The organism is Proteus vulgaris, assembly GCF_023100685.1.
GTDB lineage: Bacteria > Pseudomonadota > Gammaproteobacteria > Enterobacterales > Enterobacteriaceae > Proteus.
Map to the genome: position 1 here is coordinate 2,007,112 of NZ_CP090064.1, position 14,471 is coordinate 2,021,582.

The window sequence follows — 14,471 nt, forward strand, 5'->3', positions numbered from 1 at the left end:
TCTATTTGTCTGATATTTTACTTTGCTAATAATAAGACGGAGATACTATGAAACTGATGCCTTTGTTACTCTCTGGTTTACTTTTCACCTCAGTGGCGAGTGCGGCCACATTAGATGTCACGTTAAAAGAAGCACTTCCTACAGGTGCCGGTAACGATATTGGTGTTGTTACTATCACTGAAACCGATTATGGACTGTTATTTACGCCAAAATTGACAGGATTAACACCTGGTGTGCATGGTTTTCATATTCATGCTAATGGCTCTTGTGAGCCAGATATGAAAGAGGGTAAACCTGTTCCTGCTTTAAAAGCGGGGGGTCATTTAGATCCGGAAAAAACCGGTGTTCACTTGGGACCTTATAATAAAGAAGGGCACTTAGGTGATTTACCTGGATTGGTTGTTAATGATAAAGGTGTTGCTGATTACGCAGTATTAGCGCCAAAACTGACTAAACTTGAGCAAGTGAAAGATAAAGCCATAATGGTGCATGTCGGTGGTGATAACTATTCAGATAATCCAGAAGCACTTGGCGGTGGTGGTGCAAGAATGGCATGCGGTGTTATTAAATAATCTAAGGCCATTATTGTTCTGAAATAAAAGCTGACATCGAGTCAGCTTTTTTTATGCTTATTTATAGCTTATAACTATTCGATATAACAAAACCTAAATAACCCTATTAATTACGTTAGACCGAAATGAAATAAGTGATATAGTGGTTATATATTACATCTTTATTATTCTTTTTAGTTATATGAATATAAATAGAATAACGGAATAATAAGTCTTTTGTTGAAGGGATAGCCTCTCTATGAAATTACAACAGTTGCGTTATATCGTTGAAGTGGTGAATAACGATTTAAATGTATCAACCACGGCAGAGCGTTTGTATACATCTCAACCGGGGATAAGTAAGCAGATCCGCATGTTAGAAGATGAATTAGGTATACAAATATTTTCTCGTAGTGGTAAACATTTAACGCATGTGACACCCGCAGGTGAAGAGATTGTTAGGCTGTCTAGAGAAATATTGTCGAAAACAGAAGCCATTCGATCTGCAGCTGGTGAACATACTTATCCAGACAGAGGTTCGCTGTCTATTGCAACAACACATACTCAAGCTCGTTATGTATTGCCACCTGTGATAAAAGGCTTTATTGAGCGCTACCCAGATGTTTCTTTACATATGAATCAAGGTTCACCAACACAAATAGCTGAAGATGTTTGCAGAGGTAAAAGTGATTTCGCTATTGCGACAGAGTCACTGCATCTTTATAACGATTTAGTGATGCTACCTTGTTATCGTTGGAACCGTATTGTGGTGGTTCCTAAAGATCATCCTTTAGCACAAAAAAGAGAAGTCACACTGAAAGAACTTTCTTGTTACGACATCGTGACTTATACCCAAGGTTTTACAGGGCGTTCTGATCTCGATGATGCTTTTGGCAAAGTAGGTTTAAAACCTAAAATTGTTTTCACTGCAACAGATGCTGATGTCATTAAAACGTATGTAAGATTACATTTAGGTATTGGTGTAATTGCTAGTATGGCGTTTGATCCTGTGCTAGACAGTGATTTAGTGGCGATTGATATGCGTGATAAATTTAGCTATAGCACCACTAAAATTGCATTCCGTCGCAGTGGTTTCTTACGTGGTTACATGTATGACTTTATGTGGCGTTTCGCTCCACATTTAACTCGTAATTTAATTGAACAAGCCGTTACATTGCGAACACATGAAGAAATTGAAGAGCTATTTAAAGATATTGAATTGCCATTAGTGTAATACTGAAAGGCGGGTAATTCCCGCCTTCAAGCGTAATCATCAATCTTAACCCCGTATAACTTATTTCAAATAAAAATCCCCACTAAAGAAAGCGTCTGACTTTGTAATGCTTAGTTGACGATACTTATTTAAAAAATCATAAAATTGTTGATTAATTTTCGGATCATCCAGTGCGTTAGCATCAAAGATAGAGGTGATCGTGCTGTACTCTAAAGACACAGTAAATTTACGTCCAATACAACTAGCAAGAAGCATTTTTGCAGATTTATATGAAAAACGTAAGCTCAGGATTTTTAACTTAGGTACAAAAATAAGATGGTTATTATGATTAAGGATCTCGGTCACTCCTGCAATGGTTATTGTTTGATAACTATCTAATGATTGTCGTAATCCAATTTCTATTTTTTGGCCTTGAGTACGTAAAAAATCAATAAATTCACCTAAAGCAGGTGAAGTGGCATTAATTGCTGTACCAAGTAATAACTGAATAAAAGCTTGAGCAACAGAAAAATCAAATGTCTGTTTATGGAGTTTTTTTGTTTCCACCTTATTGTGCCCTAAAAGGGGAAGATGATTCAGCGTTTCTAACCAATGTTCAGGACGATAATAGGCTTCATTGTCTTCTTTTTTTAATGCGGCCAGATGGTTCGCTATGATAGAAATAAGTCCAATTTGAATATTTTTAAGTTGTGACATTTTTTCTATTTCGAATTCTTCAAACAATTTTGGTGAGGCGATGATAAATTGCACCAGACCTTCAGTATCTTTTAGATTTTGAGAATGTAATGAGTTTATCGATAAAGTTTGCGGAAAAGGAGGTTTGATAGGTTCAGCAAAGTAACGATCGGCACTTATTATATTCTTTAGTAACTCAGATTGTTTATTATTCATAAATATTATCCTTTCACAGTTATACCTCCGTTATTAAATCCTAATTAGATGAAAAGCTTGAGACTAAAATTTATTAACACCATGATAGCCATAACATTACGTTAACAAATTGTGTGATCCTTAAGCGAAATTATGAGTTATATGATATGTTTAATAGATAACCTTACCTATTTTGATGGTTTAAACATGCTGTCAGTATAAAAATAAGAAGGAGGAGCTATGTCGTTACACTTGAAAAAAGAGAGCCATTCCACGCTCTTAGTTGGATCTCGTGAATATGAGTATTACCGCCTTACTGAAGTTGCTCGTCAATTAGGCGATATTACCCGTCTTCCTAAATCTCTGAAGGTACTGTTAGAAAATTTAGTACGTTATCTCGATAATGATACGGTTGTTGAAGATGATATTAAGGCGTTAGTTGATTGGCAAAAAACAGCCCATGCATCTCGTGAAATAGCTTATCGACCAGCAAGAGTTTTAATGCAAGACTTTACAGGTGTGCCTGCTGTTGTTGACTTAGCTGCAATGCGAGAAGCCGTAAAATCATTAGGCGGACAAGTGGAAAAGGTCAATCCATTATCGCCCGTTGATTTAGTTATTGATCACTCTGTGATGGTTGATGAATACGCAAGTAAAAATGCATTTGCTGAAAACGTTGAAATAGAAATGGAACGTAACTATGAACGTTACCTTTTCTTGCGTTGGGGGCAACAATCGTTTGAACGTTTTCGTGTTGTGCCACCAGGAACAGGGATTTGCCATCAGGTAAACCTTGAGTATTTAGGTAAAGCTATCTGGTCTGAAGAAAAAGATGGCCGTTATGTAGCTTATCCAGATACCTTAGTAGGAACAGATTCTCACACCACCATGATTAATGGTCTTGGTGTTTTAGGCTGGGGGGTTGGAGGTATTGAAGCTGAAGCTGCAATGTTAGGTCAGCCTATTTCAATGCTTATTCCTGATGTTGTTGGTTTTAAACTAACAGGCAAACTACGAGAAGGTATTACAGCAACAGATCTTGTACTTACTGTCACCCAAATGCTACGAGCCCATGGTGTAGTAGGAAAATTTGTTGAGTTTTACGGAGATGGTTTAGCCTCATTACCTTTAGCTGATCGGGCAACGATAGCGAATATGTCGCCAGAATACGGAGCAACATGTGGCTTTTTCCCAATAGACAATATTACGCTTGATTATTTGCGTTTAACTGGGCGAGAAGAGCAAGAAATCGCTTTAGTTGAAGCTTATAGTAAAGAGCAAGGTTTATGGCGTCATGCTGGTGATGAGCCTATCTTCACCTCTACATTATCTCTTGACATGGGAACAGTTGAAGCAAGTCTAGCTGGGCCTAAACGTCCTCAAGATAGAGTGAATTTAGCAAGTGTTCCTAATGCATTTAAAGCGGCAGTAGATCTTGAAACCAATAAGAAACCACTGGCGCAGTTACCTCAAGTAAAAATTGATGATTACCCTGAATTTGAGTTAACTGATGGTGCTGTCGTGATTGCAGCGATCACATCTTGTACTAATACTTCAAACCCGAATGTCTTAATGGCCGCGGGGTTACTGGCTAAAAATGCGGTAGAAAAGGGATTACAGCGTAAACCTTGGGTAAAATCTTCTTTAGCCCCCGGCTCTAAAGTGGTCACAGATTACCTTAATTTAGCGGGATTAACGCCTTATCTTGATGACTTAGGTTTTAATCTTGTGGGTTATGGTTGCACGACTTGTATTGGTAATTCTGGGCCTTTATTAGCACCGATTGAAAGCGCAATTAAAGACAATGATTTAACTATTGCAGCGGTATTATCAGGTAACCGTAACTTTGAAGGTCGAATTCATCCTTTAGTAAAAACTAACTGGTTAGCTTCGCCTCCGCTGGTGGTTGCTTATGCATTGTCAGGGAATATGAGTATCGATCTTACTAAAGAATCTTTAGGTAAAGATAAGCAGGGTAACCCTGTTTACTTAAAAGATATTTGGCCTGACAGTAAAGCAATTGCAGATGCGGTTGAAAAAGTGAAAACAGAGATGTTCCATAAAGAGTACTCTGCGGTGTTTGAAGGAGATGAGACGTGGAAATCACTGAAAACACAAAATACGCCAGTGTATACTTGGCAGGCAGATTCTACTTATATTCGTCATCCTCCTTTCTTTAAAGGAATGACAAAAACGCCAGCACCAATTAACGATATTCACCAAGCCAGTATCTTGGCAATTTTAGGTGATTCGGTAACAACTGACCATATTTCACCTGCTGGAAATATTAAAGCTGATAGTCCCGCTGGACGTTATTTGCGTGAGCATGGGGTAGAACCGAAAGATTTTAACTCCTACGGCTCTCGACGTGGTAACCATGAAGTTATGATGCGAGGCACCTTTGCCAATATTCGTATTCGTAATGAAATGGTACCGGGAATTGAAGGTGGTTTTACCAAACATATTCCAACGGGGGAAACGTTAGCAATTTATGATGCTGCAATGCGTTACCAGCAAGAAAATACCCCATTGGCGATCATTGCAGGAAGTGAGTATGGTTCAGGCTCTAGCCGTGACTGGGCAGCAAAAGGAACGCGTTTATTAGGTGTTCGTGTCGTGATTTCGGGTTCTTTTGAGCGTATTCATCGTTCTAACTTGATTGGTATGGGAGTTTTACCGTTAGAATTCCCAGCAGGTGTTACACGTCAAACATTAGGATTAAAAGGTGATGAGAAAATTGAGATCACTGGGCTTAATGCATTAACACCAGGTCAAGATGTCGCGGTTAATATTACTTTTGCGGATAATCGCACTGAAACTATTATGGCGCGTTGCCGTATTGATACACAAACCGAACTCGCTTATTTCCAACATGGTGGCATATTACATTATGTTATTCGTAATATGCTTTAATTAGGTCTTATTGATATCGCTAAACGCCTCATTATAAAAATGGGGCGTTTTTTTAGGTTGCTTAAGTGGCGTCTGCCATAAAAAAGCTAATAAATTTTTACCAACCCTGAACTGCACCACCATTAAAAATGGTTTCGGCGGCTGTTGCAACTTCGGGGGATTGATAAGCCTTGATAAAATCACGCACATTATTAGCGTCTTTGTTGTCTTCTCTTGCCACTATAATATTGGTGTAAGGCGAGTTTTTATCTTCAATAAAAATACTGTCTTTTGTCGGAGATAAATTAATTTGTTGGATGTAAGTGGTACTAATAATGGCAACGGTGACTTTCGGATCGTTTAACACTCGTGGTAACTGTGCGCCTTCTAACTCCATAATTTTTAATTTAAGAGGATTATCAATAATATCGATGGCAGTAGGTAACAAGCCACTATTTGGTTTTAATGCAATAAGTTTTTCTTTATCTAATAACAGTAAAGCTCGGCCCAAGTTGGTTGGATCGTTAGGAACTGCAATGGTATCGCCAGATTTTAATTCAGAAGGGTGTTTGATTTTTGTTGAATAGCCGGCCATAGGAAAAACAAAGGTATTGCCCACAGCCACTAAATTATAACCCCGAGATTGATTATCTTGAGCAAGAAAAGGACGATGCTGAAAAACATTCGCATCTAATTCTTTATTTGCTGTGGGATCATTAGGTAATAATGAGCCACTAAAACCTACTAATTCAACCTCTAAACCATATTTTTCTTTAGCGACTTTTTTGGCAATTTCTGCCACATCTTGTTCAGCGCCATTGATCACACCAACTTTGATTGAATAGCTGTTTTTATCGCTATTATCACAGCCTGTTAATAATGTTCCCACTAATAATAGCGCGCCGAAAATCCTACCAGAAAAATGTAATGGCATAATGTTTTCCTATCAAAATTTATTTATTAATAAATAACTTAGAATCAGATAGATAGTCAATGGAATCGCATATGACAAATTTTCACATGATATAATTTAATGACGAATGATCTGTAAAAAAGAAGGAAATATAAGCAAAGAAAAATAGATAAAGAATGAATTTACAAGGTAATAGAATAAAAAGAGCTAAATAAAAATCCGAGCAACTTAGACTCGGATTTGAAAATTATTAATGCTGTGCTGTTACTTTATTATTGCGCTTTCTTAAATAAAAGATGTCCCATTTTATCGGCTTTGGTATCAAGATAATGTGCATTACTTGGATTACGTCCGACAATCAGAGGAACTCGCTCGATAACATTAATACCTGCGGCTTTCATGATTTCAATTTTTTTCGGATTATTGGTTAATAACCGCACCTCATGAACACCTAATAGATTATACATGTCAGCACAAAGGGTAAAATCGCGTTCGTCAGCTTTAAAACCTAATTCGAGGTTTGCTTCAACAGTATCTAACCCTTTATCTTGTAATGCATAAGCTCTTATTTTATTTAGTAAGCCAATATTACGGCCTTCTTGGCGATGATAAAGTAAGACACCACGACCCGCTTTGCTTATTTGTGAAAGTGCAGCTTCAAGTTGGAAACCACAATCACAACGCAAACTAAATAAGGCATCACCCGTTAAGCATTCTGAATGAATACGAGATAATACAGGCTCTGAGCCTGAGATATCGCCATAGACTAGGGCGACGTGATCTTTACCTGTTGCGATTTCTTCAAAACCGACCATTAAAAACTCACCAAAAGGAGTAGGTAGTTTTGCTTCTGCGATACGTCTTAATTTCATTATTTTTGACTCATAATTTCAGGTGAAACTCTCGTTCAAGATTATACACTTTATAACGAGAACAAAGAGAAATAAAACACTGAAATGTTTCCATGTCTGATAGGCAAGGAAATGGGATAACACACACTTATAAATTCACACCACTACAAATTATCAGATTTTGAGCCTTATTGCATAATGATTTATTGCTAAACGAGCATCGTTTATACTGATAAACTTTAAAGATAAACGAAAGACAGTGTTTGTATTTGAGAAGGGTCGATATATTGAATAAGAAGATAACAAGATTAATTTCATTAGGCAGTATATTACTCTTAATCATACCTAGTGTAGTGTTAATGCTGGGTTGGCAATGGCAACCGACTGATCACCCTTTAGGGGGAATTAGCACATTGTGGATAGCAGATAGTGCAGCGAAACCTTGGGGAACTATTAGTATTATTGTGTTTTTGGCATTACTGTTTATGGTTTTGAAATTAAAACGTAATAATTTTATTCAATTAGCGGTGATAATTGTTGCGACCTTAGCCGTTGGGCAATTAGTTAAGGTTGCAGTTAAAAATACAGTCAAAGAACCTCGTCCTTATGTTGTTTGGGTCAGTGACAATTTACACATTACACCAGAGGCATTTTATCAAGTTCCCAGATCAGCGCGGGAACAATTACTCCAAAATGGATTGGCAAATTCCCCTATGATCCCCGAATGGCAACTTAAACATTGGAAAGCGGAAACGGGTTATGCTTTTCCATCCGGGCATAGCTTATTTGCAGCAACACTCGGCTTGTTTGTTTTTGTCCTTTTTATGTTGCGCGGTCATTATTTTTTAGCAACACTCGGGTTATTATGGGGAATCGATGTCACTGTAGGGCGTATTGTGTTGGGAATGCACTGGGCATCTGATGTGATTGTGGGTATTCTTATAAGTACTATGCTGGTTTGGTGTGCATTTAAGGTGATTGAGCGACGTTTATTACTCAAATCCTGACGATAGCCTTTATTTTTGAGATACAGAATGTCTTTTTCAGTATTTATGTGAAAAAATATACGAAAATCAGTTGATTCTAAGAAATGACTTTCTTTGTGCGCAGTGAAAATGCTACCTTTATCTGTCCACTAAAGAAAAGAGAATAAAAAAGGAAATAATGTGAAAAAAGTCCTACTTTTTATTTTGGTTATTCTTGTTTTTGCCATCGTGGTCATTGCCATGACTTTAGGCTCAAATAACGATCAGGTAGTCACATTCAATTACCTTATTGCTCAAGGGGAATATCGTATTTCTACCTTGTTAGCCACACTGTTTGGTGTCGGCTTTGTTCTTGGTTGGATTGTGAGTGGTGTTTTCTATTTGCGCGCCCGTTTATCACTAGGCCGAGCAAAACGTAAAATTAAACGTCTTGAAAGCGCTCAAACCAAACAAGAAAGCCAAGAAAGTCGCCCAACGGTTGCTTCTGCTACGAAATAAGGACGATAGCTGATGCTAGAATTGCTGTTTCTGTTATTACCTGTCGCGGCAGCTTACGGCTGGTATATGGGGCGTCGTGGCGCCCAACAGGATAAACAGCAGAATGCCGATCGCCTGTCACGAGAATACGTGGCGGGTGTTAACTTCTTACTTTCGGATCAACAAGATAAAGCTGTTGATCTCTTCCTTGAAATGCTTAAAGAAGATAGTTCTGCTTTTGAAGCACATCTTACGTTAGGCAATCTTTTCCGTTCTCGTGGTGAAGTTGAACGCGCAATTCGTATTCATCAATCCTTAATGGAAAGTGCAGCGCTTTCTTTTGATCAACGTCTCCTAGCTGTTCAACAACTTGGCCGTGACTATGTTGCTGCGGGAGTTTACGATCGAGCTGAAAATATGTTTCAGCAACTTATTGATGAGCAAGAGTTTCGCCAAAGCGCGTTACAATCTTTGCTGGCTATTTACCAGTTAACTAGTGATTGGGGCAAAGCCATCGAAACAGCTGAAAAATTAGTAAAATTAGGTCAGCATGAATTAAAAGAACAAATATCACATTTTTACTGTGAGTTGGCACTTCAAGAAATGAGTAGTGATAATCTTGATAGTGCACTTAGTTTTCTACAAAAAGCAGGCCAAGCAGATCCCCTCTGTGCTCGTGTTTCAATTATGTATGGTCGTATTTATATTGCTCGTGATGAGAAACAAAAAGCCATTGAAGTGCTGATGAAAGTTATCGAGCAAGATAAAGAGATGGTAAGTGAAACATTACCTATGCTTTTTGAATGTTTTCAGACGCAAGAAGATAATTCTCGTTGGGAGGCGTATTTACGCCAATGTGTTGATAGTAATAGCGGTGCTATTGCTGAACTCTACCTTGCAGATATCATTGAAGCCAAAGAAGGTATTGAAGCTGCTCAGCTTTATATTAACCGCCAATTAGAACGCCATCCTACAATGCGACTTTTCTATCGCTTAATGCGTTATCATTTAGCTGAAGCAGAAGAAGGTCGAGCCAAAGAAAGTCTTATTTTATTGCGTTATATGGTTGGTGAACAAATTCGTACCAAACCAGATTATCGTTGCCATAAATGTGGTTTTACCTCTCATGCATTATATTGGCATTGTCCATCCTGTCGTTCATGGGATACCGTTAAACCTATTCGCGGTTTAGATGGTCAGTGACGATGTCACTTTTTTAATAGTCTCTTTATAAATAAAGGCCCTAAAATGTCATTTCATTGTGATAAAAAATCGCCCGAGTTCACCTGCGCGCCCGTTATTGTGGCATTAGACTATGAAGATCAAAAAAGTGCATTAGATTTTGCACAACGTATCGATCCCTCATCTTGCCGTTTAAAAATTGGTAAAGAGATGTTTACCCGTTTTGGCCCTCAATTTGTTACGCAGTTACAAAAAGACGGTTTTGACATTTTCTTGGATCTAAAATTTCATGATATTCCCAATACCGTTGCAAGAGCCGTTGCAGCTGCGGCTGATTTAGGTGTATGGATGGTGAACGTACATGCAAGTGGTGGCAGTCGCATGATGCGTGCAGCTAAAGAAAGCCTTGTATCCTATGGCAAAGATGCACCACTTTTAACAGCAGTAACAGTGTTAACGAGTATGGATCAGTCCGATTTGATTGAGTTGGGTATAACATTAACACCCGCAGAACAAGCCGAGCGCTTGGCGTTGCTGACAAAATCTTGTGGCCTTGATGGTGTTGTGTGCTCTGCACATGAAGCTACACGTTTTAAACAAGTTTGTGGTGATGATTTCTTATTAGTGACACCAGGTATTCGCCCTGCAGGAAGTGATGTTGGTGATCAGCGTCGAGTCATGACGCCAGAACAAGCCATTGCAGCAGGGGTTGATTATATGGTGATTGGACGTCCTATTACACGTAGTGATAATCCTCTTGAAACGTTGCAACAAATTAATCGTTCTATACTCTAAATAACTCAAGATGTAGCTAAGTGACAATACACTGCATCTTAATAGTATGACGAATATATACAAGGTATGTAATTAACATGGATAATAACTCTCGTTTGGTTTATTCCACAGATGCGGGTCGCATTAAAGAAGAAGAACAAAAGCCTGTACGTCCTGTCGGTGATGGTATTGTGCGTATTCAGCGTCAAACTAGTGGGCGTAAAGGTAAAGGTGTTTGTGTTGTTTCAGGTATCGATCTGGATGATGCAGAGCTGGCCAAACTTGCCGCTGAACTAAAGAAAAAATGTGGCTGTGGTGGTAGTGTAAAAGACGGTTTAATTGAGATCCAAGGTGACAAACGTGATTTAATTAAATCGCTATTAGAAGCCAAAGGAATGAAAGTTAAACTGGCTGGTGGCTGATTTAGCTAGCTAGATAGCAATGAAATGAATAAGGGTGCGCTGATTTTCTATTGAGATTAGCGCATTTTTTATTGTTATTAATAGATGTCTTTTTAAAGGTGTTTTATGAAAGCATATTTGATGATTGTAACGTTGTTGTATTCTTCTGTGCTTTTGGCAGAAAGCAAAATAGATAAAGTGATTGTCCATGATAAATATTGTTCTTCACCAGAGCAGACAATGGATGAAATTTACGAGCATGGGGCAATAACCAACTGTATTTATACTGGGCTTTCAATCACTGATGCGTATAAAAAATATGTCAGCGAACACGATGAAGCTTATCTTGAAAAAGTCATTAGAGTGAATAATAACATCCAAAAAGAGTACACAAATGATGCCGTTTCTGTGGACTATAATTGGGAAAACCCCAAAAAATTAATAATAGAACAGCAGTTTGCAGGTGGTTTTACCGAAATTTTGTTAGAAGAAGATCAGAAGGGCACTAAAATAACCATCACAGGTCATCCTGATTAAGTATTAGTCAAACAGAGAACACCATAAGCAAGATTATAGGTGACAATGTCACCTACTTGTTTATATTTCATTCTATTCTTTCTCTTCGATTTTTAGATATTTCACAGGCACGGAAAGCGTTAACCATACACCATTATCAGCCTGATAAAATTCAAAACCTTCACTAAACATTTTTTCACTATCAACAATTAAAACAACGGCTTTTCCATGACGATTGCCGACATTCACGGCTGTTTTATAATCTTGTGATAGATGAACATATTGGCGACCATTCGGTATTAAACCTTGATTAAAAATACTGTCGATAAAACGAGTTGCTGTACCGTGATAAAGTATTTTAGGAGGAGTAATAGCTTGGTAATCAACCGTAGTCTTAAGAGAGTGCCCTTGAACGGCACGAATAAAAAGCCCATTTTCTGAAATAGCGAAACGCTTTTTATCATTCGTTTTAACTACATCGTTAATCAGTTCAAGGGTTAGTTGCGTGCCTTTTTTCTGCGCTAACAAGATCAGTTGTGATATTTCACCCCATCCTTGCTCATCAAGTGATAAACCAATACTTTCAGGGGAGTGTCGTAATATATAGCTTAAAAAACGGCTAATCTGCACTTTATCTTTCATTAATTCAATCCATTTGTTATTTACTAAATTTATGGTCTGAGTGTTTTATTTCCTTAATACCATAAAAATATTCCCTTTTTATTCCCTTTAAATTTCTAGTGTTATGTCTAGCAAAGATAATAGGCATAAAAAAACTGATGGCTCAAAATGAACCATCAGCTTTATTGTATACCGACTACAGACTAATTAGATAGGGCGAGCAACGATATTACGAGTTTCAAGTTTTACATCTTCGATGCGAACAGGAATGATATCATTGAGTTTATAAGCACTTTCACCTTTCACAATCACTGTACCCGTTTCTTGACTGCATTGAATTTCATCACGCACAGCATGTAAGAAAGGAGCCGGGATAAAGGCTACTGCGCCATTTTCAACTAAGCGAACGCGAATACCACCACGTGTAATATCGATAATTTCAGCGTTAAATGGTGTTTCAGTACCCGCAAAAGGTTTTAAGAAACGTGCATATAACCAATCACCCACATCTCGTTCAGCCATACGATTAGCACGACGGCGTTCTGCAATACGAATACCATCTTCTTCTTGTGGCTTTTCAGCAGGCTCTTTACTGATAATCGCTTTTAGTAAACGGTGATTTAAAATATCACTATATTTACGGATCGGTGATGTCCATGTTGCGTAAGCTTCCAGTCCTAAACCAAAGTGTGGGCCTGGCTCTGATTTGATTTCAGCAAAGTTTTGGTAACGACGAATACGGCTATCAAGGAATTGATTAGGTTGGTTATCTAGCTCACGACGTAATTGGCAGAAACCTTCAAGGGTTAACAAACTTTCAGAAGTGGTTTCAATGCCATTATCTTTTAAAGTTTGTACAACTTGATCGATATAAAGTGGATCAAAACCAGTGTGAACGTTATAAACACCGAAGCCTAAGTTTTTCGCCAGCACTTTAGCTGCACAGATATTGGCTGTGATCATTGCCTCTTCGACAATGCGATTTGCAATACGACGATTTTCAGCCACGATATCTAATACATTACCGCCTTCATCGAGAATAAAGCGGTAATCAGGGCGTTCTTTAAAGACCAGAGCATGTTTCTCACGCCATTCATGACGTTTTTCACACATCTCTTTTAATAACATTACTTGTTCATGAACGATGTCATTCTCTGGTTTCCAATCGCTGTTAGCGCCTTCTAACCAATCTGAAATATGGTCGTAAACCAGTTTGGATTTTGATTCTACCCATGCAGAATAGAAGTGAATATCTTCATGTAATGCACCATCTTGGGCAATGCTGACTTGACAGACTAATGCAGGGCGCTTTTCATTAGGGCGTAATGAGCAAATGTTATCAGATAGCTCACGAGGCAACATTGGGATGTTAAAGCCCGGCAGATAGTTAGTTAGAGCGCGTTGTGCCGCAATTTTATCTAATTCACTATTCGGCAAAATATAAGCCGTAGGATCGGCAATGGCGATAAATAGCGTTAATTGACCGTTCTCTTCTTTACGAATAAAGAGTGCGTCATCCATGTCTTCTGTTGATGCACTATCAATAGTGACAAAGGAGAGAGAAGTCAGATCTTCACGAGGTAATGCATCATGTAATGTAAGTGCTTCGTTGCCCATTTCTGGTGCATCGCGCTCAAGTTGATGACGCATTAAGGTTACCCACCAAGGGGCAAAGTGATCGTCTTTATCTGTAATATAGTCGGTGATTTCTGCCTGAAAACCTTTATCACCTTTATTAAGTGGGTGACGGCGCATAACCGCAACAGCCCAATCTTGATTGACAAAGTTATGGGTTAAACCTTGAGCTGGACGGCAAGGAATTGCATCTTTTAGTAGAGGATGGTCTGGTATTATCCACAGACGGTTATCACCCTCTTTTCTTTGAATACGGCCGACAAAACGAGTTAAAAAGGGCTCAACTAATTCTTCAGGTTCAACGGATTCTTTGTCGTTATTGGTATGAACAGCAGCAATTACACGGTCACCGTGCATCACTTTTTTCATTTGCGGAGGGGGAATAAAATAGCTTTTCTGACCATCAACTTCAAGGAAGCCAAAGCCTTTATCTGTTCCCTTTACAAGGCCTTCCACGCGCGGTGTTTGGGCATGGAGTTGCTGTTTTAGCTGTGCAAGCAGCGGATTGTCTTGAAACATATTTTTCCGGAAAGTCGGCAGTTTTAATAATAAAAGTGGGCAATAGTTT

At 38.4% G+C, this 14,471-nt stretch carries 14 protein-coding genes; 9 read left to right on the forward strand and 5 right to left on the reverse strand.

Annotated features, from left to right (window positions below):
- Nucleotides 1–47: 47 nt before the first annotated feature.
- Complete coding sequence (gene sodC, locus LW139_RS09885) at nucleotides 48–572, forward strand: superoxide dismutase family protein (protein WP_109408756.1); 525 nt, start codon at nucleotides 48–50, stop codon at nucleotides 570–572.
- 238 nt (nucleotides 573–810) lie between these two features.
- Complete coding sequence (gene cysB, locus LW139_RS09890) at nucleotides 811–1,785, forward strand: HTH-type transcriptional regulator CysB (RefSeq protein ID WP_109408757.1); 975 nt, start codon at nucleotides 811–813, stop codon at nucleotides 1,783–1,785.
- 60 nt (nucleotides 1,786–1,845) lie between these two features.
- Here the strand turns inward: cysB and LW139_RS09895 are convergent, their stop codons facing one another.
- A complete protein-coding gene (locus LW139_RS09895; protein ID WP_166541308.1) occupies nucleotides 1,846–2,676 on the reverse strand; it encodes a hypothetical protein in 831 nt (276 codons plus the stop codon).
- A 219-nt stretch (nucleotides 2,677–2,895) separates the two neighbouring features.
- Between LW139_RS09895 and acnA the strand changes: the two genes are divergently transcribed.
- Nucleotides 2,896–5,568 carry an aconitate hydratase AcnA gene (gene acnA, locus LW139_RS09900; protein ID WP_247851140.1) on the forward strand — a complete coding sequence of 891 codons (2,673 nt, stop codon included), beginning with the start codon at nucleotides 2,896–2,898 and terminating at the stop codon, nucleotides 5,566–5,568.
- Between the two features lie 97 nt (nucleotides 5,569–5,665).
- Here acnA and LW139_RS09905 read toward each other — a convergent pair whose 3' ends face one another.
- Nucleotides 5,666–6,481 (reverse strand): MetQ/NlpA family lipoprotein, encoded by an 816-nt coding sequence (locus LW139_RS09905; RefSeq protein WP_227336823.1) that lies wholly within the window; start codon nucleotides 6,479–6,481, stop codon nucleotides 5,666–5,668.
- Nucleotides 6,482–6,732: 251 nt separating this feature from the next.
- Nucleotides 6,733–7,332, reverse strand: coding sequence for a GTP cyclohydrolase II (gene ribA, locus LW139_RS09910; RefSeq protein WP_075672080.1), 600 nt, complete (start codon nucleotides 7,330–7,332; stop codon nucleotides 6,733–6,735).
- 266 nt (nucleotides 7,333–7,598) lie between these two features.
- On the opposite strand from ribA, the gene pgpB reads away from it, so the two are divergent.
- The 6 genes from pgpB to LW139_RS09940 all read left to right on the forward strand — a co-directional run bounded on the left by pgpB (nucleotide 7,599) and on the right by LW139_RS09940 (nucleotide 11,668).
- On the forward strand, nucleotides 7,599–8,318 hold the full coding sequence (gene pgpB / locus LW139_RS09915; RefSeq protein ID WP_166541305.1) for a phosphatidylglycerophosphatase B: 720 nt from the start codon (nucleotides 7,599–7,601) through the stop codon (nucleotides 8,316–8,318).
- A 159-nt stretch (nucleotides 8,319–8,477) separates the two neighbouring features.
- Entirely contained in the window at nucleotides 8,478–8,795 is a 318-nt protein-coding gene (locus LW139_RS09920; RefSeq protein WP_109408762.1) for a LapA family protein, read from the forward strand.
- Between the two features lie 12 nt (nucleotides 8,796–8,807).
- The gene (lapB, locus tag LW139_RS09925) at nucleotides 8,808–9,977 is read left to right on the forward strand and encodes a lipopolysaccharide assembly protein LapB (RefSeq protein ID WP_166541304.1); all 1,170 of its coding nucleotides are present in this window, start codon (nucleotides 8,808–8,810) and stop codon (nucleotides 9,975–9,977) included.
- Nucleotides 9,978–10,022: 45 nt separating this feature from the next.
- Nucleotides 10,023–10,751: an orotidine-5'-phosphate decarboxylase gene (gene pyrF, locus LW139_RS09930; protein WP_109408764.1), complete on the forward strand. Its 729-nt coding sequence runs from the start codon at nucleotides 10,023–10,025 to the stop codon at nucleotides 10,749–10,751.
- 77 nt (nucleotides 10,752–10,828) lie between these two features.
- On the forward strand, nucleotides 10,829–11,152 hold the full coding sequence (yciH, locus tag LW139_RS09935; RefSeq protein ID WP_072068012.1) for a stress response translation initiation inhibitor YciH: 324 nt from the start codon (nucleotides 10,829–10,831) through the stop codon (nucleotides 11,150–11,152).
- Nucleotides 11,153–11,257: 105 nt separating this feature from the next.
- The gene (locus LW139_RS09940) at nucleotides 11,258–11,668 is read left to right on the forward strand and encodes a hypothetical protein (protein ID WP_166541303.1); all 411 of its coding nucleotides are present in this window, start codon (nucleotides 11,258–11,260) and stop codon (nucleotides 11,666–11,668) included.
- Nucleotides 11,669–11,740: 72 nt separating this feature from the next.
- Here LW139_RS09940 and LW139_RS09945 read toward each other — a convergent pair whose 3' ends face one another.
- The gene (locus LW139_RS09945) at nucleotides 11,741–12,289 is read right to left on the reverse strand and encodes an RNA 2'-phosphotransferase (protein WP_109408766.1); all 549 of its coding nucleotides are present in this window, start codon (nucleotides 12,287–12,289) and stop codon (nucleotides 11,741–11,743) included.
- Between the two features lie 186 nt (nucleotides 12,290–12,475).
- Nucleotides 12,476–14,422, reverse strand: coding sequence for an exoribonuclease II (locus LW139_RS09950; protein ID WP_166541302.1), 1,947 nt, complete (start codon nucleotides 14,420–14,422; stop codon nucleotides 12,476–12,478).
- Nucleotides 14,423–14,471 lie beyond the last annotated feature (49 nt).

What these genes read in the sequence shown, in the direction of transcription:
- acnA (WP_247851140.1), top strand. Translation starts at nt 2,896, where the DNA reads ATGTCGTTACACTTGAAAAAAGAGAGCCATTCCACGCTCTTAGTTGGA.
- LW139_RS09940 (WP_166541303.1), top strand. Translation starts at nt 11,258, where the DNA reads ATGAAAGCATATTTGATGATTGTAACGTTGTTGTATTCTTCTGTGCTT.
- ribA (WP_075672080.1), bottom strand. Translation starts at nt 7,332, where the DNA reads ATGAAATTAAGACGTATCGCAGAAGCAAAACTACCTACTCCTTTTGGT.
- LW139_RS09950 (WP_166541302.1), bottom strand. Translation starts at nt 14,422, where the DNA reads ATGTTTCAAGACAATCCGCTGCTTGCACAGCTAAAACAGCAACTCCAT.
- lapB (WP_166541304.1), top strand. Translation starts at nt 8,808, where the DNA reads ATGCTAGAATTGCTGTTTCTGTTATTACCTGTCGCGGCAGCTTACGGC.
- LW139_RS09945 (WP_109408766.1), bottom strand. Translation starts at nt 12,289, where the DNA reads ATGAAAGATAAAGTGCAGATTAGCCGTTTTTTAAGCTATATATTACGA.
- cysB (WP_109408757.1), top strand. Translation starts at nt 811, where the DNA reads ATGAAATTACAACAGTTGCGTTATATCGTTGAAGTGGTGAATAACGAT.
- LW139_RS09905 (WP_227336823.1), bottom strand. Translation starts at nt 6,481, where the DNA reads ATGCCATTACATTTTTCTGGTAGGATTTTCGGCGCGCTATTATTAGTG.
- LW139_RS09895 (WP_166541308.1), bottom strand. Translation starts at nt 2,676, where the DNA reads ATGAATAATAAACAATCTGAGTTACTAAAGAATATAATAAGTGCCGAT.
- yciH (WP_072068012.1), top strand. Translation starts at nt 10,829, where the DNA reads ATGGATAATAACTCTCGTTTGGTTTATTCCACAGATGCGGGTCGCATT.
- sodC (WP_109408756.1), top strand. Translation starts at nt 48, where the DNA reads ATGAAACTGATGCCTTTGTTACTCTCTGGTTTACTTTTCACCTCAGTG.
- pyrF (WP_109408764.1), top strand. Translation starts at nt 10,023, where the DNA reads ATGTCATTTCATTGTGATAAAAAATCGCCCGAGTTCACCTGCGCGCCC.